This is a genomic window from Acinetobacter sp. UBA5984, assembly GCF_002429925.1.
GTDB classification, from domain to species: domain Bacteria; phylum Pseudomonadota; class Gammaproteobacteria; order Pseudomonadales; family Moraxellaceae; genus Acinetobacter; species Acinetobacter variabilis.
In genome coordinates this window covers 1-21,929 of sequence record NZ_DJBE01000070.1, presented here as the reverse complement: position 1 = coordinate 21,929, position 21,929 = coordinate 1, and the positions used below count along the sequence as shown (strand labels likewise).

General features: G+C 43.3%; 21 protein-coding genes and 1 pseudogene. 5 read left to right on the top strand and 17 right to left on the bottom strand.

The features are described 5' to 3' along the window. Window positions 1-8 precede the first annotated feature (8 nt). From B3J29_RS11425 to B3J29_RS11380, 10 genes are all read right to left on the bottom strand, one after another. Window positions 9-866 (bottom strand): type II secretion system protein N, encoded by an 858-nt coding sequence (locus tag B3J29_RS11425; protein WP_005232540.1) that lies wholly within the window; start codon window positions 864-866, stop codon window positions 9-11. Continuing rightward, the gene (gene gspN, locus B3J29_RS11420) at window positions 866-1,609 is read right to left on the bottom strand and encodes a type II secretion system protein N (RefSeq protein ID WP_005232542.1); all 744 of its coding nucleotides are present in this window, start codon (window positions 1,607-1,609) and stop codon (window positions 866-868) included. Before gspN ends, B3J29_RS11425 begins: the two co-directional genes overlap by 1 nt. Before the next feature lie 186 nt (window positions 1,610-1,795). Continuing rightward, the gene (locus tag B3J29_RS11415; RefSeq protein WP_104426706.1) at window positions 1,796-2,122 is read right to left on the bottom strand and encodes an H-NS family nucleoid-associated regulatory protein; all 327 of its coding nucleotides are present in this window, start codon (window positions 2,120-2,122) and stop codon (window positions 1,796-1,798) included. A 153-nt stretch (window positions 2,123-2,275) separates the two neighbouring features. Next, a complete protein-coding gene (locus B3J29_RS11410) occupies window positions 2,276-2,701 on the bottom strand; it encodes an acyl-CoA thioesterase (protein ID WP_005232545.1) in 426 nt (141 codons plus the stop codon). 7 nt (window positions 2,702-2,708) lie between these two features. Next, window positions 2,709-3,902, bottom strand: a complete 1,194-nt coding sequence (locus tag B3J29_RS11405) for a hypothetical protein (RefSeq protein ID WP_005232547.1) — start codon at window positions 3,900-3,902, stop codon at window positions 2,709-2,711. Window positions 3,903-3,908: 6 nt separating this feature from the next. Then, entirely contained in the window at window positions 3,909-4,748 is an 840-nt protein-coding gene (locus B3J29_RS11400) for a hypothetical protein (protein WP_005232548.1), read from the bottom strand. Window positions 4,749-4,755: 7 nt separating this feature from the next. Beyond that, window positions 4,756-5,457 (bottom strand): uroporphyrinogen-III synthase, encoded by a 702-nt coding sequence (locus B3J29_RS11395; RefSeq protein WP_286965550.1) that lies wholly within the window; start codon window positions 5,455-5,457, stop codon window positions 4,756-4,758. Then, window positions 5,457-6,380: a hydroxymethylbilane synthase gene (hemC, locus tag B3J29_RS11390; protein WP_005232550.1), complete on the bottom strand. Its 924-nt coding sequence runs from the start codon at window positions 6,378-6,380 to the stop codon at window positions 5,457-5,459. The genes B3J29_RS11395 and hemC overlap by 1 nt, the downstream gene beginning before the upstream one ends. Before the next feature lie 114 nt (window positions 6,381-6,494). Beyond that, window positions 6,495-7,235 (bottom strand): LytR/AlgR family response regulator transcription factor, encoded by a 741-nt coding sequence (locus B3J29_RS11385; RefSeq protein ID WP_005232557.1) that lies wholly within the window; start codon window positions 7,233-7,235, stop codon window positions 6,495-6,497. 69 nt (window positions 7,236-7,304) lie between these two features. Further along, entirely contained in the window at window positions 7,305-8,459 is a 1,155-nt protein-coding gene (locus B3J29_RS11380) for a sensor histidine kinase (protein WP_175966616.1), read from the bottom strand. Here B3J29_RS11380 and argH point away from each other — a divergent pair. Together argH and B3J29_RS11370 are read left to right on the top strand one after the other, a co-directional pair. Next, a complete protein-coding gene (gene argH / locus B3J29_RS11375) occupies window positions 8,450-9,880 on the top strand; it encodes an argininosuccinate lyase (protein ID WP_051069682.1) in 1,431 nt (476 codons plus the stop codon). The genes B3J29_RS11380 and argH overlap by 10 nt on opposite strands. A 29-nt stretch (window positions 9,881-9,909) precedes the next feature. Beyond that, entirely contained in the window at window positions 9,910-10,179 is a 270-nt protein-coding gene (locus B3J29_RS11370) for an oxidative damage protection protein (RefSeq protein ID WP_005232563.1), read from the top strand. Between the two features lie 776 nt (window positions 10,180-10,955). Here B3J29_RS11370 and pgsA read toward each other — a convergent pair. The 3 genes from pgsA to uvrC form a co-directional block, all read right to left on the bottom strand. Continuing rightward, window positions 10,956-11,543 (bottom strand): CDP-diacylglycerol--glycerol-3-phosphate 3-phosphatidyltransferase, encoded by a 588-nt coding sequence (gene pgsA / locus B3J29_RS11365; protein WP_034580359.1) that lies wholly within the window; start codon window positions 11,541-11,543, stop codon window positions 10,956-10,958. Between the two features lie 107 nt (window positions 11,544-11,650). Then, on the bottom strand, window positions 11,651-12,445 hold the full coding sequence (locus B3J29_RS11360) for a thioesterase family protein (protein ID WP_005232567.1): 795 nt from the start codon (window positions 12,443-12,445) through the stop codon (window positions 11,651-11,653). A gap of 118 nt (window positions 12,446-12,563) precedes the next feature. Continuing rightward, complete coding sequence (uvrC, locus tag B3J29_RS11355; protein ID WP_005232569.1) at window positions 12,564-14,363, bottom strand: excinuclease ABC subunit UvrC; 1,800 nt, start codon at window positions 14,361-14,363, stop codon at window positions 12,564-12,566. Window positions 14,364-14,587: 224 nt separating this feature from the next. Between uvrC and B3J29_RS11350 the strand changes: the two are divergent. Next, window positions 14,588-15,651, top strand: a pseudogene (locus B3J29_RS11350) (AAA family ATPase). On the opposite strand, the gene B3J29_RS11345 reads toward B3J29_RS11350, so the two are convergent. Both B3J29_RS11345 and lpxO read right to left on the bottom strand, forming a co-directional pair. Next, window positions 15,648-16,064 carry a PH domain-containing protein gene (locus tag B3J29_RS11345; RefSeq protein WP_005232573.1) on the bottom strand — a complete coding sequence of 139 codons (417 nt, stop codon included), beginning with the start codon at window positions 16,062-16,064 and terminating at the stop codon, window positions 15,648-15,650. The pseudogene B3J29_RS11350 and the gene B3J29_RS11345 overlap by 4 nt on opposite strands. Window positions 16,065-16,172: 108 nt before the next feature. Further along, window positions 16,173-17,090, bottom strand: coding sequence for a lipid A hydroxylase LpxO (gene lpxO, locus B3J29_RS11340; protein WP_034580362.1), 918 nt, complete (start codon window positions 17,088-17,090; stop codon window positions 16,173-16,175). A 473-nt stretch (window positions 17,091-17,563) separates the two neighbouring features. On the opposite strand from lpxO, the gene fadB reads away from it, so the two are divergent. Then, entirely contained in the window at window positions 17,564-19,714 is a 2,151-nt protein-coding gene (fadB, locus tag B3J29_RS11335; protein WP_005232577.1) for a fatty acid oxidation complex subunit alpha FadB, read from the top strand. Between the two features lie 12 nt (window positions 19,715-19,726). After that, window positions 19,727-20,899 (top strand): acetyl-CoA C-acyltransferase FadA, encoded by a 1,173-nt coding sequence (gene fadA / locus B3J29_RS11330; protein WP_005232579.1) that lies wholly within the window; start codon window positions 19,727-19,729, stop codon window positions 20,897-20,899. A 61-nt stretch (window positions 20,900-20,960) separates the two neighbouring features. On the opposite strand, the gene B3J29_RS11325 is transcribed toward fadA, so the two are convergent. After that, entirely contained in the window at window positions 20,961-21,341 is a 381-nt protein-coding gene (locus B3J29_RS11325) for a hypothetical protein (protein WP_158651683.1), read from the bottom strand. Window positions 21,342-21,347: 6 nt separating this feature from the next. Further along, window positions 21,348-21,863: a Panacea domain-containing protein gene (locus B3J29_RS11320; protein WP_005232581.1), complete on the bottom strand. Its 516-nt coding sequence runs from the start codon at window positions 21,861-21,863 to the stop codon at window positions 21,348-21,350. Window positions 21,864-21,929 lie beyond the last annotated feature (66 nt).

The following is a 21,929-nucleotide window of genomic DNA, read 5'->3' as shown; positions in this document are numbered from 1 at the left end:
ATGACACATCACTTCAAATCCTGTTGTATGGTCATCACCTGATCACCACGTTTTATTTCGAGTTTGACCTGACCTTCACGTCGAGCCTGTTCCAGTAACTGTGCTTCGGTTTGTCCTTGTGACAGGGTCTGACCATTCAAAGACAAAATCCGGTCTCCCGGTCTTAATCCCAAGCGATTACGCAGTGCAGCCGGTGTCCGTGAAGTGACTTCATAACCACCCTCTGCTGCACTTACCCCCATATTCTGTAAATACTGGTCCTTATTTTCCTGCATCTGCTGGATGGCTCGATTGATTTCACTCTGTGGCGAAGGTTGTTCGGGCATATCACTTTCCGTATGTGTCGGAGGCATCGAATTTGAAGATGCTGCTGAGGTATCCGGCACGATTGGCTGGTTTAAACCATTTTCCAACCCTTTAAACAGGATTTCTTGGGTAGCACCGCTTGATTTACGCAAAATCACCCGGTCCCAATACACTTCAGCCAGCGTAAAACCGCTATTCCCTAATACTTCTCCGACCCGATAACGGTCAGACTGGTCATTAATTTTCAAGACTGCTGAAGAGTTATAGCTTGGGCTCGCTACCACAACCCCCTGCAAGACAATATTGGCAGTTTCAGCAGTATTCGTTGCGTAAGTATTTTCCTGAAATAGTGAAAAGGCACTAATGTTCGGCACTTGAGCCTGTTGTGACCCCAGTTCTACCTGATCAATCTGCATCGCTTGTGGTGGAGCCACCAGAAGCCAGAATAAAGCAGCCAATTTCCAGCATAAATACAGAATCAGCAGAAACAGTAAAATTGGAGCGATACGCTCTGTCTGTTTCAAATCAATATTTTTAAAATAATCAAGTGGGCTTGCCATCAGTTGAAGCCCCCCATTAAAGGCTGACGGGTACTAATCACATAAGTATCCAGTCCAGCTTTACCGGTATAAGAAGGGGTATTGAGTAAAAAGCGCTGTGTCAGTTGAATATCCAGCATCAGGCTTGGATCCAGTTTAATACTCAACATACGTTGATCGCGATTGTCGCGCACGTCCAGCAGCAACTGACCATTCTCATCGGATAGCTGACCACTCAGAACTGGCACATTCATACGCTCCTGACGCTGGGCAAACGTGTAAATGAGCTCACCACCGCTCCACTGCATCTGGCCATCTACATGGCTAAAGCCTTGCTCTTTTTTATATTTAAAATCAAGTTCTTTAAACTGAATCGGGTTGGTTGGCCATTGCCAGTCAGCTATCTTCTTTAAAGTTTCAGGTGCAAGTTGTCCCTCAAGATTTTTGACGGTTAAAGTTTTATTCAGACCATAGCCCATCACACCCGAAAACTGGGTATTACCGCTATGCAGATCAATATTCGCCCCTAATCTCAGCAACAACAGGTCCAAAGGACGAACCTGCCAGTTCAGACTTCCCTGAAGATTACCTTTTTTCCAGTCCGCACTTCCCTGCCAGATATTCCCGCTAACATTATGTAAGACCTGATTATTCTTATAAAATTTTGAAATTAACCAAGCTGCAGGAACTTGCAGAATTACAAAGACAAAAAAGGCTAGAATTGCAAATATCAACCATTTTAATGTTTTCGGCTTATTGCTCATCCCGCCACGACCAACCTATCCAATCGAAACCCCTAAATTTATAGTTTTGTCATTTTATAATCACATTATGCACACTTTTTCTCTGACGCCAATTCATAGGCATAAAAAAACCAAGCAGGATGTGCTTGGCTGATCAATCACAGGCCGTTTGTAAATAACCTGATGATGAATAATAAGGCAGAAGGATTAGATTACAAAATCTTCCAGTTTTGCGCCCTTCTCTAATTCAGCAACTAACCAGCGTGGCTGTTTACCGCGACCAGTCCAGGTGTCTTCCGGATTGCTTTTACTGCGATAACGTGGCTCTACAGACTTACGTGCAGTTTTTTTACGTTTAGAAGCACCAAATTCAAGAAGCTGTTCAATCGTTAAGCCTACCTTATCGGCAATCTCCAATACCTGATGATAAGCATCTTCAATTTCCTGATCTTTTTTCAAAGCAATTAAAGACTCAGCTTCTGCTTGTAAACGTTTTAACTCTTCAACTGATAAATTTGTAATGTCTGGCATCATGTTCTCCAATAAATAGCATTATTTCTTTTAATAAATAACGGACCCATCATATTTATATTAAGTGTAATATTCAATATAAAATTTTAAATGTATAACAATAAACTTAAAGGTCATTACAAAATTAATCATTAAATTAGAGATGAAACACTAATATTAAATGGCATGTTGTACAGTTAATTCCAGCGATTTTATTTTTTCTCGAATATTTTCAGGTATTTCAGTTTTCTGCATATTTTTATTTAAACATACAATTACTGCTTCTGAAGTAGCCACGATACTTTGCTGCTGTTCACTCCATAATAAATAATGCATTCTGACTGCACTATTCCGAATTTCATCAATTCGTGCCGCCACTTTTAATTGATCTGGGTAAACTACAGGTTTTAAATAACGGCATTGATTCGAAGCCACCACTGTTAAAATATCTTCATCAAAAATATTTAATTTACCCAAATAAGCCAAACGGGCACTTTCTATATAACGGTAATACGTGGCATTATTAACATGCCCAAACGCATCCATGTCTCCCCATGCAACAGTTTGCGAATAAATCACCGGATATTGTTGTAATTCTGACATTATTTCCTCAAATTCTGATTTCGATAAAATTAACATTCGATTCAAATACGGCATTTAACTGCTGTATTAAATCCTCTCTTCCCTGCAATACAGATTTAATTCTCAAATAGCTCATGCGGATGTCATCTGGATAGAGATCCAGCAATTGCTGAGCTTCTTCTACCCGGCCAGTTGCCTGCAGAATATGCCATTTGGCAAAACTTAATATAGGCAGTGCAGTATATTTTGCACCCCAAACTGAGATCTGCTGCTCAATATCTGCATAATCTGGAAACTGCTTTAATAACTGCTGCTGGAACCATAAATAAAATACATCCTGATTAAATTGGAGTTCCAGTAAATGTTTAGCAAGGCTTTCATGCTCAACACTCATTTCCGGTATTCTAAATAACAGTTTCAACCATAATAGCTTGACTTCATAGTCACGGTTAAATATGTCCTGTTTTAAATCCAGATAACGTTGTTTTAAATATTCTAAATCATCTTCAGTGGCCTGGTCATAAGCTATTAATAATTGCTGCAGCCATATTTTTTTTACTTCTTGGTCTAAATGTCCATATTTGGTTGAACGTAAATATAACCAGGGAAACTGTAAGGCAAATTGCCCCCATAAAGCATTTAAACGCTGCTCATAAGCGGTTTTGACTCGTCTTAACCAAGGGGATAACTCATGCTGATTTAAAAATTCTAAATGCGTTAATGCCTGCTGACCATCCTGCTGCGATAAATAGATTTCAATTCGCTGTAATTCTGCCAGTTCAAATGCCATAGGATTGGACTGATTTAAACTACTCAATGCTTCGCTATATTGTTGCTGTCCCCAAGATAATCGGGCATCAATAATATGCTTGAGCAATCCCGACTGATTAAAAGACTGCTGGATAAAATCCCGTTGATCCTGTGCAGCATTTAATAACCAAACCACAGCTAACTGCTCATAAGGATGCAGGCGTGCAAAGCTGAATACCGTTTCATGTTTACGCCGTTTAAAGCTGAGATAACGTTTGGTCGCATACCACAGCATATGCATCAGGAAGCTGATTGCGATGAGTAGGCCCACCAGAAACCAGAAAGTGGTCTGGATCTGTAGTTCGCGCCAGTACAAATACACATAGCCCGCACCATAACCATAGCTCAGTACACTCAAGATCGCTAAGCCCAACAAACCAACCAGTAAATAAGCAAGTAAAATCTGTTTCATAAGCAATTAACCGATCAGGGTACGCGTATTGAGCTGAGGAGTAGGCGTCTGAGGTGCTGCCTTAATTTGCTCCAGTCGTTGAATCCATTGTTTGCTTTGCACATCTGGAAGTTGAGCCAATACCTCGATCACACTTTTCAGGGCTTGCTGGAAAGCTACCTGTTGTCCTTGTTGCACACTATTTTCTGCAATCAGTAAACGCAGCTGAGCTTCTTTTAAGACCAGATTACGCTGCATTAAGACTGCACTCGGCTTCTCGACTGATTCAATCTGAATCCAGCGCTGCCAGAATGAGCTTTGGGATGTAGCGCGGTGCTGATGCTGCACCTGGATTTCCTTTTCCATCTCAACATCAATCTGTTGCAGTAATTCTTTTAATTTATTCTGTTGTACTAAACGATTGTTGATGAACTGCTTAAGGACTTCTCGATCCTTGTCAATCGCCTGATTCAGGCTACCCAGAAGAGCAGGTGCCAGTTCTAGATGTTCAAGCTGATTGGATAATTGATTCAACTTTTCCATAGCCATTGCATATTGTTGCTGCTGCAAGGCAAACTCAACCAGATCCAGATATTGCTCGACCAAAGGCAGATCATCCTGCAAATCAGCTACAGGAGTATCCTGAACTGTCCCCTTGTTCGGTGTTTCAGGGTTTGCTGCTTGGCTCGTAGCAACCTGACGTTTTAAAGCCACTAGCTGATCATTCAGATTGGTATTCTGCTGTTGCAGCTGCTTAAAATTCTGGGTCAATTCAGTCTGTGCTGAATTCAAACCAAACAGGTCATAGCTCAGCTTGGCAATCCACGCCAAGCTCAAGATGAAAAAAACAATGAATAATTTTTTCATGCGTTTCCTAGTACATCAGTAGCTGCTGCAAAATCGTCGATCCGCTTAAGTCCTCTAACTGAGCGAATTGAAAACCAGCCTGATGTTGCTGTTGATATTCCCCAAGCATGGCAGCCAAACGTGGCCCTAAAACCAAATACAATGCCCGATTGATGAGATGCGGATAAGGCTGCATCAAGGCTAGCCAGTTAAGCCAGCTCGCTTCACTGCTGACCAAGACTGCATAACAAGGATTAGCTTCAAGACTCGTCAAATGTTTAGCTAATATCTTAGAAGCAACTGGCGGACACTGACGATCATATAAAATGAAATTCAATATATGAATTTGCTGATCCTTTAAATGCTGCATCATAAACTGACGCCCACCCTCACCTCGCCAAAAAGCGACGGTTGATCCGGTAGCTAACTGCTGCAGTACAGGCAATTGCAGCATCCCTTCCGAAGTCTCCACATCAGGCACATAACTCTGGATACCGTAGCTTGCTAAAGCCTGCTCGGTAGCTTTACCTACAGCGACCCACTGGATACTTCCAAGATCATGCAATGATAGACCTGCCTGCTGCAAATATTGCATGCCAATCTGGGCAGCNNTATAAGGCTGCTGTACCAGTTCTAGCAAGGGCAACTCTATCACCGGAATCTGCGCTTTCTGTAGGGCTTGCGTTAAATTTGCAGCACGATCACTCGGACGGGTATTAATGAACAACATTATTTTGAATAAAGGGCTTTCAATAACTCGCCTGCGCCCTGATCTAGCAAAGCTTTGGCCAGCTGCACGCCCAATTGCTCTGCATCTGCCATGTTTCCGCTTTGCTGTGCACGTAGCAAAGTTGCGCCATCTACACTACCGACCCGGCCTTCAATCGAAATGACACCTTCGTTTAAAGTGGCATAGCCTGCGATTGGCACCTGACAGCCACCTTCCAGATAGGCATTAAAGGCACGTTCGGCACGGACACACGCATCAGTTTCTGCATGTAATAGAGGCTGGATTAAATCTAATACCGCTTGATCTCCACTCCGGCATTCCAGGCCCAATGCACCCTGTCCTACTGCGGGTAAACTTACTTCAGGCACAATACTATGACGAATACGATCTGCAAGGCCCAAGCGTTTTAAACCGGCACTGGCTAAAATAATTGCATCATACTGACCTGCATCCAGTTTGGATAAGCGTGTACCGACATTACCGCGTAAATCGATAATCTCAAGGTCCGGACGCTGTTTTAAAATCTGCGTTTTACGGCGCAAGCTCGAAGTTCCGACTTTGGCACCTTGAGGCAATTCGTCGAAACTGGCATAAGTATTTGAGACAAAAGCATCCAGTGGATCTTCACGTTCACAGATAACTGCCAAAGATAAGCCTTCAGGCAAGGCCATCGGGACATCTTTCATTGAATGGACTGCCAGATCGGCACGGCCATCTAGTAAGGCTGCTTCTAATTCTTTTACAAATAAGCCCTTACCGCCAATTTTAGCCAATGGCGTATCAAGAATTTTATCGCCCTGTGTAACAAAAGTGACTAACTCGACCTGAAGTCCAGCATGCAGGTCCTGTAAGCGTGCACGGATATGTTCCGCCTGCCAGAGCGCAAGTGGACTTTGTCGAGTAGCAATTTTTAGGGTCTTCATAAATTTCAATAAACAGTCAATGAGAATAATAGTCTAAACTTAACCTGCTCACTTGAAAATGCAAGCGAATTTATGCATGTTTCAATGCTGTTCCAGACGAACTCATTGATCCGTTTAGAGTTTCTGAATCCGTTCCCGCAAGAATGGCAAATGACGCCGACTGACCGCCAGACGCTCTTCCAGTTCACGACAACGCACCTGATACTGGCCGGAACTTACCACTTCCAAGCCTTCCAGATAGTGAACCGAAACCAGTGCATTACGGTGAATCCTGATGAACTGATGTCCAAACTCCTGTTCCAACTCCTTCAGGGTTTCATCAATCAGGACACTGCCGTTTTTATGGCGTACAGTCACATATTTTTGATCCGCCAGAAAATAATAGATATTTTCAACTGGCACCAATTCGACCCCGCGATAGGTCTTTGCCGCAATTTGATGGCGGCTGATATTGATTTCTTCCATATTTTCTTTTTGTTTTAGTTGGCTCATTTGAGCTTGGGTAAGTTTAATTAAATGCTCTAAAACCTGTGCCAATTCCTGTTGCATCACCGGTTTAAGCAGGTAGCCGTCTGCATTAGACTTGAATGCATCCAGCGCGTGTTGGTCATAGGCCGTACAAAAGACAATAGCCGGCATTGGGTCGAGCTGACGCAAATGCTGCGCACAGGTCAAACCATCCATTTCAGGCATTTGAATATCTAATAAGATGACATCAGGTTCATGCTGATGAGCCAGATCAATTGCTTGACGACCATGTGTAGCTGTTGCAACCACATCATGCCCCAGTTGAGAGACTAAACGTGATAGTCGCTCGACAGCCAAAGGCTCATCGTCACAAATCAGGACGTCCATTTCTCCTCCTTAATCCAGTCAACATTATTCATTTGATTATAAGTTAACTGTGATTTCCTTGATTTATTTTTATTTATAGCGATATTGCACAACCGTGGTAAACACCCCTCCACCGGCGAAAGTCTGAAACGTCATCGTAGGTCCGTAATAAGCTTCCAGACGCTGTCTGACATTTTCAATTGCAATACCATGTCCCTTTTTTAATGTTTTATTATCCTGCGTATAAGGGTTTGTTATGATGATATTAATTTGATTTTGCAAGATTTCAATCAATATGCTTATGGTACTCTTTGTCAAAATTTTTTCAACTCCATGGAAAATACTATTTTCCACTAGGGGTTGTAAAGTCAATAATGGAATTTGGACTTGTGAGTATAAGTCTTTGTTTTCTAATTTCCATTCGACCTGTAAACGCTCTCCCAGACGAATCTGTTCAATCTCCAGATAGCGCTGGCAGAGTTCAATTTCTTCCTGCAATTTGACCAGTTTCAATTCCTGAAAACTGGCCCGAAATAAACGGGACAAATTCAGCAACATTTGTTCGGCTTTGTCCGGGTCGATACTGATCAGGCTGATTACACTATTGAGACTATTAAACAGAAAATGCGGATGAATCCTAGCCTGCATGGCCTGAATCCGTGCATTTAATTCACTGTGCTGCTGCTGCGCCCATTGTTCACGCAAATACAAATAGCGAAAACAGAACATACCTAACAGGATACCAAAACTCAGATGTAGGCCGACCTGTTCCAGTGCGATTGCCAGACTCAGTCCCTGAAAATTCAAATTACTGCCAAAATAAGTCAGTACATTCAGACTGGTCGTAGTTACCAAAACAATCGCCTGCAACAGCAGAAATCCGCAGATTAATGCCAGCTTAATCCCCATGCGCTGAAAATGCTGATGAAAAAGCTCGACCAGCGCTGCAAAACATAACAGTATCCAGTTGATATACAGCATATATTGAAGCAGATCTGCCAGATTGAGCGCTTGCCAGGATTGTGCTTTTGCCAAGGCCAAGACCATGGCCAGCACATTGCCGCCAATAAACATTTCCAGTAAATAGTGCAGCTTGCCAATCTGGCTAAAAAAATAGGAGCTTTGCGCTGATCCAGTCGGAGATGTAAAAGATTGATCGACTTGGACTTCGGCAACGGGCTTTGAATTTGTTATACTCTTTTTCGTTCTACTGCTTTTAATCTGATTGAGCCGACATGACCACATCTTCTAATTCCTCAAATCCATCACAAGCCCAGACTTCGGGTATGTGGGGCGGTCGTTTCTCTGAAGCGACTGATGCTTTTGTTGCTGAATTTACAGCATCTGTTCAATTTGACCAACGTTTTTATAAACAAGACATTGCAGGCTCGATTGCACATGCAACTATGCTGGCAAAAGTTGGCGTACTGACCGAACAGGAACGTGATGACATTATCGAAGGTCTGACTGCCATTAAAGCAGATATTGAAGCAGGTAACTTCGAATGGCGCATTGACCTTGAAGATGTGCATATGAACATTGAGTCGCGCCTGACTCAGCGTATCGGCATTACCGGTAAAAAATTGCATACGGGCCGTAGCCGTAATGACCAGGTTGCCACAGATATCCGCCTGTATGTACGTGATGAAATCGATGCGATCCTGGAATTACTGAAAAAATTGCAAAAAGGCATCCTGGGTCTGGCAGCGAAAAATACCAATACCATCATGCCAGGTTTTACCCATCTGCAAACTGCACAGCCAGTGACTTTTGGTCATCACTTAATGGCTTGGTTTGAAATGCTGGTACGTGACTCTGAGCGTCTGATTGATTGCCGTAAACGTGTTAACCGTATGCCACTCGGTTCTGCTGCTCTGGCAGGTACGACTTACCCAATTGACCGTGCTTATACCGCTGAGCTTCTAGGTTTTGAAGCTGTAGCTGAAAACTCTTTAGATGCCGTTTCTGACCGTGATTTTGGTATCGAATTCAATGCTGCGGCATCTTTAATTATGATGCACCTATCACGTATGTCTGAAGAAATGATCCTGTGGACATCGGCTCAGTTCAAGTTCGTAAATATTCCAGACCGTTTCTGCACTGGTTCTTCGATCATGCCACAGAAGAAAAACCCGGATGTACCTGAACTGATCCGTGGTAAAACCGGCCGTGTATATGGTGATCTGATGAGCCTATTGACCTTAATGAAAGGTCAACCACTTGCTTATAACAAAGATAACCAGGAAGATAAAGAGCCATTATTTGACGCGATTGATACCGTTCGTGGTTCATTGGTGGCATTCGCTGACATGATTCCTGCATTGGTTCCAAATATTGAAATCATGCGTGAAGCTGCACTTCGCGGTTTCTCAACGGCGACTGACCTGGCAGATTATCTGGTAAAAAATGGCGTGGCTTTCCGTGATGCTCATGAAATTGTGGGTAAAGCGGTAGCTCTAGGCGTACAGGAAGGTAAAGATCTGTCTGAACTAACACTTGAGCAACTGCAACAGTTCTCTGATCTGATTCAGGCAGATGTATTTGAAAAAGCCCTGACTTTAGAAGCATCTGTGAATGCACGTAATCACATTGGTGGTACTGCACCTGCACAGGTTGAAGCTGCGATCGAACGTGCGCATGCTCGCCTAGAGAAACTTTACGCTTAATTGCTTTCGCTTTAAATTGGAGTATTGATATGTCTCGACAAGTTTTTTGCCGTAAGTATCAACAAGAAATGGAAGGTTTAGACTTTGCACCATTCCCGGGTGCAAAGGGTCAGGAACTGTTTGATACGATATCTAAACAGGCTTGGCAAGAATGGCTGAAACACCAGACCACGCTGATCAATGAAAAGCGTTTAAACGTGTTTGAACCGGATGCGAAAAAGTTCCTTGAAGAGCAACGCGAGAAGTTCTTTAACAATGATGAATCATTGGAAAAAGCTGAAGGGCTAAAGCCTGAGTAAAAAACAAAGCACTGCTTTTCTTTTTTACGCAAGACAAGGACAAAGTCCGCGTAGGCAAGCATTTAAAAAGAGTCTCTTTTAAGGCTCTTTTTTTATTGGAAAGAGTACTGCTCTAAAAATTACGCAAGACAAGCAGCTATGAGTTCATAGAATAAAAAACTCCTTACATGGAAATTTTTTTATCTAAGCTCAAGCTTTTCTTTTACGTAAATTAAGCGAAAGGTATCACTTCGAATGCCATAAAAAAAGTAACCTATAAAAAGAATTCCCTTTTTAATTTGAAAATTATTTCTTCACCAGAACATGAGTTAAATACCTGGCAAGAGACTCCTCGAGTATTCTTTTTCTATAGATATTCTATTTCTCTTAAAAGCACTCTAAAAACTATTCTAACTTTCATGAAATCGAAAATTATTGAGCTAAAAAACAGGCTTAAAACCTGTCATTTTCCTACCGTGTTTTTTAAATTTAAGCAGCTATTATCTTACTGAAAAGCAATCAGATTTGTATCAAAATAATCAATTGTAAATTCTGTATACATTGCTCTCACAAAACACAACATTCAGCTACAAGAAACCACATGATTTTGTGTAAGGCGCTCCCTATAATGACTAGCAAGAAGATGAGATATCTTTGAATAACTATAATAATAACTGAGAAATACCCCCGATTTCATCCCAGTTCTTCCCCCAAAGGCTGGGTATTTTTTTGCCTGTTATTTTTATATTCTCTATTTTTAGCTATAAAAAAAGCCCCTTTTAAGGAGCTTTTATTGATTAAGGCTGTTTCAGATATGGCCAAGCTGCTTTTAGGTAAATAAACATCGACCATAAGGTCAGTACCACAGCTGTATATAGCAACGCATAAGCCAGCATTTCTAGCGGTGGCCAGTTCAGCAGAAATACTGTAATCGCAATCATCTGAAACGCGGTTTTGTATTTACCCACTGTAGACACCGCCACACTGGTACGCGCACCAAGTTCAGCCATCCATTCACGTAAAGCTGAAACTGTAATTTCCCGTGAAATAATCACAATGGCTGCAAAAGCCATAGAAACTGAAGGTTGCCATTGTACCAATACAATGAGTGCAGCAGCGACCATCAACTTGTCTGCAACCGGATCTAAAAAGCGACCAAAAGCAGACGTCTGATTCAGAGTACGCGCTAGATAACCATCAAACCAGTCAGTGACTGCAGCCACTACAAAAATTGTCGTTAAGATAATATGCCGAGTCACATCAGGACTGGTTTCATTAAATCCCATTGCCGGTGGCCAATATGCGACCAATAAAAAAACCGGAATCAGGATAATACGAGCCAAGGTCAAGATATTTGGAATATTCAGGATACGACCTGTAGTCATAGACACCGCCAATTGTTCCCCTCATGTACGATGAAAATGCACACTTTTTTCGAGGTTTAATCCATCATTAATACGCTTCACTTTATACGAATTGACTTGAAGTGTCACTAGGCAAACACCGTCACTGTCTGTCTGGCCATCGCAATCAGCCGATTTTCTGCATCCCACAGATAGGCATGTTCTGTTGAATAACCATCAGCCGCATGGTCGGTAATCACTTTATATTTAAACCAATCATGTAGCTGATGCTGCACTGGATGCACATAGGTTACAGTCCAGGTCAGGCTGCTCGCCGGGGCCAGTGTCTGAAACATCGGTAACACCCCAGGTGGCCAGATATCAAAAATGGCCATCAGGTCAGCTAACTGAAATTCACGGTCAGAATGTTGATCTGGATGGAAGCGGCACCAGCCTTCAAAATCAGGACGTACACTTGAACTGCACGGCAGATTCAAATCCGCCCATCTGAGTTCAAAATGATCAAAACACTTTGGAAGCTTGAACTGTGCAGGAATCTGGAACAGGATTTCAGGAGGAGCATAATCCGGAGCCTGGATTTCCTGATGTACCTGAATGCTAGAATCGCGCGCTACGCCGAAACTGGCAATCAGAATGCTTTGAACAGCGTCATCCTGCCATAGACGCACTTCGATGGTAGTGACCGATTTGCCTTCACGCAGAATTTCCTCAGTCAGGCGTGCTTTGCCTTCCTGTACCGGGCCAACAAAAGTCACACTGGTACTCAGCAGACGTTTAGCAGGATCATTGATTGTTACCACGGCTTTTTGCATCATGACTGCAGCCGCAAGTCCGCCGTAGATGGTTCTCCCTTGCTCCCAGCCTGTCGGCATTTCAATCCATTCTTGCTGCGCAATTTGTGCGTACAGTGCTTGCAACGACATATCGATCCTTCAACTTTGTCTGATGAACCGATATATTGCTGGAAAAATCTATGAATAGAAATGACCTTTGACTCGAAGGTCAATGTGCATTTTTGCACTTGTAATTGATATAAAACGATTACTCATGCAGAACTTTATAAATCATCCGGGCCATCACAGAACCCAGACCTGGTACGAGTTGCAGGTCTTTTTCTGAAGCTTTAAGCACGCCCTGAATCCCGCCAAAATGGGTCAATAAATCACGACGGCGCTTCGGCCCCAGTCCCGGAATCACCTCCAATACCGATGAGCCACGTTTTTTATCGCGTTTGGCCCGATGCCGGGTAATAGCAAAACGGTGGGCTTCATCACGTACCTGCTGGATTAGATGCAGGGCCTTATGATCTTCTGGAAGCTGAATCTTGCTGCCATCGGTAAAATGCAGAGTTTCCAAACCTGGCTTACGCCCTTCACCTTTAGACACACCAACCATAAAGGCATCCAGTCCAAGTTCCTGCATGACTTCCATCGCCATATGCAACTGCCCTTTACCACCATCAATCAGCAGCAAATCTGGCAGCATGGCTTTTTTATAACGACGGGTTAAGGCCTGACGCATCGCGGCATAGTCATCACCTGCCTGAATATCATTGATAGAAAACTGACGATAATCGCGTTTGCGCGCGCCTCCACTATCAAAGACTACGCAAGAAGCAACCGTATCTTCACCCATGGTATGCGAGATATCGAAACACTCAATCCGATCTACCGGCCGTCCCACCACCTCTTCTAACTGATGGAAACGTTCATTCAATTCAAAGTGATTAGCCAGCTTGCCCTGAATGGCATGCTGCACATTCATCTGTGCCAGTTCCAGCCATTCGGCACGGGTTTCCCGGACTTTGGACTTGATCTGAATCTTCTTATTAAAATGTTGAGAAAGTGCGGCTTCAAGTTCCTTCCGATCTGGCATTTCAATATTCACGATCAGTTCAGATGGAATTTCATCAGCAACCTGAAAATAGAAATTGGCAATAAAATCCGAGAGCATTTGCCCCAGATCATCACTCAGCATATCCGGAAAATAGCCTTTACCGCCGAGCATCTTGCCATTACGCACATGCATGATCTGCACACAAGTCACCCCTGCCTGATAGGCAATCGCCAGAATATCTGCCTCACCTTTGACTTTATAAATCGCTTGCTGGGCCTGTACATCACGCAGTAACGCCATCCGGTCACGATAAAATACCGCTTTTTCAAATTCCAGATTTTCTGCGGCTGCTTCCATCTTGGCAATCAGTTCCTGATTCAGCTCTTTAGTATCGCCTTGCAGGAAGCGAATCGAGTTATTAACATCTTCCTGATAATCCTCAGGTGAAATCAGGCCGACACAAGGGCCGGAACAGCGCTTGATCTGATATTGCAAACAAGGTCGAGTACGATTGGCAAAGAAACCATTCTCACAGGAACGTACATTGAATAATTTTTGCAGAATAACCAAAGTATCGCGAGCATTGTAAGCACTCGGATAAGGTCCAAAAAACTTGCCGACCTGATGTTTGCCCTTGCCGCGACCGCTGGCAATCCGCGGATAAGGCTTGTCTGCAGAAACAAAAATATAGACATAGGATTTGTCATCACGCAGCATGATGTTATACGGCGGACGATGCAGCTTGATCAGGTTTTGCTCTAAGAGTAAAGCTTCAGTTTCTGAACGCACCACCAAAGTTTGAATGTCATAAATCCGTGCCACCAAAGCTTGAGTCTTGGGATGATCAAGGGTTTTGACAAAATAACTGGACACCCGATTTTTCAGGTTTTTGGCTTTTCCCACATATAAGAGTTCGCCATCTTTGCCATACATCCGGTAGACCCCGGGTAAGGTGGTCATATTGGCCAAGATTTTTTCAATATGAGGGCGTGCGTTCTCGTTCACCTAAAACCTATTTTTCACCTGCAATATGCAGATATATGTGATGTTTAATGTGTCATTTTCAAGCGATGACACAAAATTCATCCGAACTGTCATCCAAAGTGAAACAGGTTATGCCCAGACCGCCGTATTTATAAGCAACCCAATATGGTGTGATTGCTAAAAGCTATAAGTCGCCTGAACTAACTATGCTATGCTCGACAGGTTCAATCTCGAGATGATCCAAGATGACAAGTTCCCAATCCGGTATTCATGTTGTGCAACCTGCCACCTCTAGCCATAGCCAGTCTGAGCGTGACCGTTTGATTGGGAAACCGCGTTTTCATTTTGAACCTCAGACTGTGATGCAGTTGCTAGGGAACGGATCATCGGTCAGGATGCCGCCTTAAATGAAATTGAAAAAATGCTGCATGTGGTCAAGGCTGACTTTTCCAGTCCAGAACGTCCGCTTTCGGTTACCTTAATGCTTGGCCCGACCGGTGTCGGCAAGACTGAGACGGTACTCCTGATTGCCGAAGCGATTTATGGCCGTCCAGATGCTTTCTGCCGGATTGATATGAATACTTTAGCGCAGGAACATTATGCAGCTGCCCTGACCGGCGCGCCTCCGGGTTATGTGGGCTCTAAAGAAGGCCATAGCCTGTTTGATGAAACCGCTATTGCCGGAAGCCATACCCGCCCCGGCATCATGCTATTTGATGAACTGGAAAAAGCCAGTACTGAAGTAATTCGTGGCCTGATGAATGTACTGGATACCGGCCGACTGACGTTGACTGCTGGTACCAAAACCATCGATTTTCGTAACTGCATGATTTTTATGACCAGTAATGTCGGTGCACAGGCCGCGCAACAATATCTGGAAAAACTCAGCTATCTGCCGCAGAAAATGCAGCAATTGTGTCTAAAAAAAGTACCGACCCAGCAGATCATTGAAAAAGTCATGCAGCGCAAGTTTGATCCAGAGTTCCTGAACCGGATTGACCGTACCTTGCACTATCAGGCCATCCAAAATGATGTCCTGCCACGACTGGTTGAGATTGAGCTGGATAAATTAAATCAACGTCTACAACACCAGAAACGACAGATTCACCTCACTGATGCAGCCAAGGCTCATTTTTATCAAGGCCATGACATCCGTTATGGAGCCCGTCATCTGGGCCGAAAAATACGGACTGAACTGGAACCAATCTTAGCGATTTATTTCCTGAACCATCCAGAACAACTGCAACTCCATCTGGACTGCATTAATGGTCAATTGCTAGTTCAGCCTCAATCATCCAATTCCAATTAAACTGTTTGATGCGCTCGAATCGCCTGAATCAATGCATCCGGGTCTTTAGGTGAAATCAGGACATATTTTTGCCGATCTGCCAATGTATAGCTGACTTTTAAACGCTTGAAAGACAAAGCAGGTGCAATTTCTGAGTGATCTGTAGGCTGGATATTTTGAATCGAACCAAGTGGAATTTGCCAGCTCAGCCATAGGCTTTTAATGGTCAATTGCCCATCTTGGACGATATAACGGGTACTCCAAACCGGCCACCAGACCAAGATGATTGTGAGTATATAAACTGCGGTATGTACCGGATATTGAGCCATCGTCCCTTTGGCCTGCATGGTCAGTAGTAATTGCAATAACAAACCGCTCATACAAATCAAGAATGCCAGCAGCCACCAGTCTTTTTTGGAACGAAATACACGCATCATCTTCCCCCTATTTTGTTTTATCTTACACAAAATCAGAATGATGTGGTGAATCTCTATAAGTAATAAAAAACGCCCTGAGGGGCGTTCTATATTTTGTTTTGCAGCTTAGGCAAACAGATAAGGACGAACAAAGATCAGGAAGAAAATACCTAGCATCAGGAACCATTTCAGGAAATAGTACAGCTGGCGGTTTTGTGCTTTTAAAGCCTTAGCCTTGACACGAAGTTGATAAACATAACCAAAGACCTTGTTTAAGCCACCGGTCTGATCTCCGACTTCATTCGGTGAACTGGCTGCCGTCATTACCTTTTTGCCAAACCAGTGATTAAAGCGTTCCATCCAGCGGGTTTTTAAAGGTCGCTCGACATCTGCAAAGAAAATGATCCGGTTCTGGTCAGTCTTGTTTTCGGCATAGTGGATATAAGTTTCATCAAATACCACGCTCTCGCCGTCGCGCCAGGAATAACGCTGACCATCGACATCGATAAAGCAGCGGTCATCATTCGGGGTCATTAAGCCCAAGTGATAACGCAATGAACCGGCATACGGGTCACGATGACGGACCAGACGGCTGTCAGGTGCCAGCTCGGTAAACATGGCCGCCTTAATCGTTGGCAAGGTTTTGAGCAAGGCGGTAGTTTTTGGGCAGAGTTCTGCTGCAGAGGGATGCGCCGAGTCATACCATTTTAAATAGAAGCGTTTCCAGCCCGTCTTAAAAAATGAGTTAAACCCTAGGTCATCATATTTACTCGAAGCCTTGATCCCACCTTTCTGATAGAGCGCCTGTGCTTCGTCACGAATCATTTCCCAGTTTTCATCCAGCACTTTTAGGTCTTTAAAATGCTGCGTATCGATATAAGGCTGATTCGGTACGCGTGAAAAGGCGTACATCAGAAAATTGATCGGTGCAAACAGGGTCGAATGGTCAAAAAACTGGCGATAAAAAGAATGCCGAACTGTGCCACGTCGCTGAATATATAACGCTGAGATGACAAAGATGGCCAAAATAATCCACTTAAACATATCAATACCCAAAAAGAACGGGGAAAAAATAAAAAAGTCACATCTGAGCCGCATTATAACAAAGCTGCTTTTGCTCTCCCTACCCGCTTGTAGAACACAGCGTTGCATACATTTTCTTACATCCATAGCGGCTGATTTGAATCTCAATTGACTATTTTGACCAAAACACCACACAACAAACATTCCCTATCTGGTCAATTTGCGTTATAAAAACACCGCGACAGCAATAAAAAAGTGAAATTGAAACAATAACTTCATTACACTGCGATAACGGTTCACTGTATTCCTGATATGACAACACCTTGATTGAGCGATAAAAATTGATGACCCTTGCGTCACGGCTTGATACAACTTGTGTTGTTCTTTTTGGATATAGTTATCGTAAGATTAGCGAAGTAAAAAAGTGCGCGGGAAATGCGCGCTTGCTTCACAACATCAACTTAGAAGTCCTCCAAAATAAAGGAGATCAGGGCATGATCCACGCTGGCAATGCCATTACCGTCCAAATGCTTGAGGACGGAATTGCAGAATTCCGCTTTGACTTACAAGGTGAGTCGGTTAACAAATTCAACCGTGCAACGATTGAAGATTTCAAGGCTGCGATTGACGCAGTTTCCGCTGCTGACATTCAGGGTTTAATCGTGACTTCAGGTAAGTCTACATTTATTGTAGGTGCTGACATTACTGAATTCGGCGATAACTTTGCTCAAGGCGAACAGGCAATTGTTGACTGGGCACTACCAGTTCATGAAATTTTTAACAGCTTCGAAGACCTGGACATTCCTAAAGTTGCCGCGATTAACGGTATGGCACTAGGTGGCGGTTTCGAGATGTGCTTAGTCTGTGACTACCGTGTGATGTCAGAACAGGCGCAAGTCGGCCTGCCTGAAATCAAACTTGGTATCTTCCCTGGTTTCGGTGGTACGGTTCGTTTAAGCCGTCTGATCGGTATCGACAATGCAGTTGAATGGATGGCCATGGCTACTCCGAAAAAACCGGCTGCTGCACTGAAAGATGGTGCGGTTGATGCGGTTGTTGCTGCAGACAAACTGAAAGATGCTGCGATTGACCTGGTGAAACAGGCGATTCACGGCCGTTTAGACTGGCAGGCAAAACGCCAGGAAAAACTGGATCCAATCAAGCTGAACATGCTTGAGCAAATGATGGCGTTCAATACGGCGAAAGGTGCGGTTCTTGCAAAAGCAAACCCTGCTCAATACCCAGCGCCTAAACTATTGCTTGATTCTCTTCAGGCAGGTGCAAGCTTACACCGCGATGAAGCGCTTAAAGTTGAAGCTCAAGGCTTTGCGAAAGCTGCGGTAACTCCACAAGCGGGTGCGTTAATCGGTCTGTTCCTGAACGACCAGGTGGTGAAGAAAACTTCTAAGAAATATGAACAAGGTGCACATCCAGTGAACCAGGCTGCCGTTCTAGGCGCAGGAATCATGGGTGGTGGTATTGCTTACCAGGCGGCAAGCAAAGGCACTCCAATCATCATGAAAGACATCGGTAACCAGCAACTTGCACTGGGTATGTCTGAAGCAAACAAACTGCTGACCAAGCAGGTTGAACGCAAGAAGATGAAGCCGGCGCAAATGGGTGAAACCCTTGCCCGCATCCGTCCTACTTTAAGCTATGACGAGTTTAAAGAAGTCGACATCGTGATCGAAGCAGTAACTGAAAACCCGAAAGTGAAAGGCATCGTACTGAAAGAAACTGAATCCAAAGTACGTGAAAACACGATTATTGCGTCTAACACATCTACGATTTCAATCACGCGTCTGGCTGAAAATCTGGAACGTCCTGAAAACTTCGTCGGTATGCACTTCTTTAACCCGGTACACATGATGCCACTGGTAGAAGTGATTCGTGGTGAGAAGACTTCTGCTGAAGCGATTGCAACGACTGTTGTTCTTGCTCAGAAAATGGGTAAAACACCAATCGTGGTCAATGACTGTCCGGGCTTCCTGGTAAACCGCGTACTGTTCCCTTACTTCGGTGCATTTGACCTGTTACTGAAAGATGGTGCTGACTTCCAGCAAATTGACAAAGTGATGGAAAAATTCGGCTGGCCTATGGGTCCTGCTTACCTGATGGACGTGGTTGGTATCGATACTGGCGTTCACGGTGCAGAAGTCATGGCTGAAGGCTTCCCGGATCGTATGAAACCTGATTTCAAAGGTTCAATCCAAGTAATGTACGAAAACAACCGTCTGGGTCAAAAGAATGACGTTGGTTTCTACAAATACGAACTTGACCGTAAAGGCAAAAAAGCCAAAGTGGTTGATCCAACTGCATACGAGCTTGTGGCATCTGTTGCAACTGCTGAAAAACGCGAATTTGATCCTCAAGAGATCATTGACCGTATGATGCTGGCTTTCTGTAACGAAACTGTTCGTTGCCTGGAAGACAACATTGTTGCAACTCCAGCTGAAGCAGATATGGCGATGATCATGGGTGTAGGTTTCCCTCCATTCCGTGGCGGTCCATGCCGTTATATCGACCAGACTGGTGTAGCTGAGTATGTTGCACTTTGCGACAAATACGCGCACTTAGGTAAGGCTTATGAAGCGCCGCAATCATTGCGCGACATGGCTGCTAACAACAAAAAATTCTACGGTTAAGGAGTGACGTGAATGGCTACTTTAAATCCACGTGACGTTGTGATTGTTGATGGCGTACGTACTGCCATGGGCAAATCGAAAAACGGTATGTTCCGCAATGTACGTGCCGACAGCATGTCAGCTGAACTTATCCGTGCGTTGATGGTTCGTAACGAATTTGACCCGAATGAAGTTGAAGATGTGATCTGGGGCTGTGTGAACCAGACTCTGGAACAAGGGATGAACATTGCGCGTAATATCGCATTGTTAGCTGATCTTCCTAAGACTGTTGCAGGTCAAACGGTTAACCGTCTGTGTGGTTCTTCTATGCAGGCAATCCACACTGCGGCTGCACAGATCGCGACTAACCAGGGTGATATCTTCATCATCGGTGGTGTAGAGCATATGGGCCACGTAGGCATGATGCACGGCATCGACCTGAACCCTGCTGCATCTAAGCACTATGCAAAAGCATCAAATATGATGGGCCTGACTGCTGAAATGCTGGGTCGCATGAACGGCATTACTCGTGAAGAACAGGATGCGTTTGGTGTAGAATCTCACCGCCGTGCCTGGGCTGCGACTGAAAATGGTATGTTCCAGAATGAAATCGTAGGCATTGAAGGTCATAATGCTGACGGTTACAAAGTTCTGTGCGATATCGATGAAGTGATCCGTCCGGATGCGAACCTTGAATCGTTCAAATCTTTGCGTCCAGTCTTCGATCCGAAAGGCGGTACAGTAACTGCAGCAACTTCTTCAGCCTTGTCTGATGGTGCATCTGCAATGTTGCTAATGTCTGCTGAACGTGCTCAAGCTTTAGGTCTTAAGCCACGTGCTGTAATTCGCTCTATGGCGGTTGCAGGCTGTGATGCTGCGATCATGGGTTATGGTCCGGTTCCGGCAACACAAAAAGCGTTGAAACGCGCTGGCCTGTCAATTGCTGATATTCAAACCTTTGAATTGAACGAAGCATTTGCAGCACAAGGTCTGTCTGTTCTTAAAGGCTTAGGCATTTATGATAAGCAAGACATCGTGAACCATAACGGTGGCGCGATTGCATTGGGTCACCCATTGGGTTGTTCTGGTGCGCGTATCACAACAACATTGTTAAACGTGATGGAACAGCAAGATACACAAATCGGTCTTGCGACGATGTGTATCGGCCTAGGTCAAGGTATTGCAACAGTGATCGAACGTGTTTAATTCTTAAATACTTCGAGATAAAAAACCCCGCTTATTGCGGGGTTTTCTTTAGGTTTTTTGATCAGTAGTTATTGTGCGATACAAATCTTTTATATGCATTTAATATGTGTACAGATTTTCTATTTAATTCTGTTTTTGCTTCTTCTATTGGAAGCCCATCTAATTTTAACAATTTTTTTAAAGGTTCTATTAATCCCTCTATAACACTGTTCAATTCAGCTGAGAACTCAAATTCAAGTTCATAAATACATTCTGTAATCTCTTGATATGGCATAGGGTAAAAAGTTTCCCCAGTACTATTATCAATCATATTTATTTCATTACATAAAAAAAGAAACGACTGCAGAATTTGCTGTTGCAGTTCTGCAGTCATTTCAAGTGGTATTAAATGTGATTCTATTAATTCATTAAGAGTAAGAAGCTTTATGGATGTATTATTCACAAAAATTTAACCAATTAGTTCTTCGATATCAGTACTTTCAAGACGTAGTTCTTCTTCTGAATATACAATATTTTTTTCGCCTTTTTTAATATTAGGCTCAGCTCTGATCCAAGATTTTTCCTTATGAGTAAGATTAACTAACTCAAAAGCTTCTTTTTCCACTAAGTTTTGAATTATAAAATCTAGTCTATCTCTTTGCTCAGTACTCAAATTTAAAATATTGGGGTTAAAATCATCGCGCTCAAAGCGGAAACCATTTTCATCATTAATTAGTCGGACAGAAGTTTCTGGTGTACTAATTCGGTTGAATCCATACGAACGAAAACTATTATAAACACTAGGAACTACCGGCCCATATTGCCACTTTTCGATTTTATCCTCAAAAAGTGGAATACCTTTCTTCAAAAAATCACAATAAATATAATAAAGAATTTTTTGAAGTTTAACGTGAGTAAAACTAGTATTTGGAAATTTCTGATTCACATACCAAATAATATAGTTAGCAAAGTTTAGAGCATTCATGTCATACCTCCACTAAATTACCCATAATTAATTTACGCCGTATTATAGATCTCTTTCATAAATCAA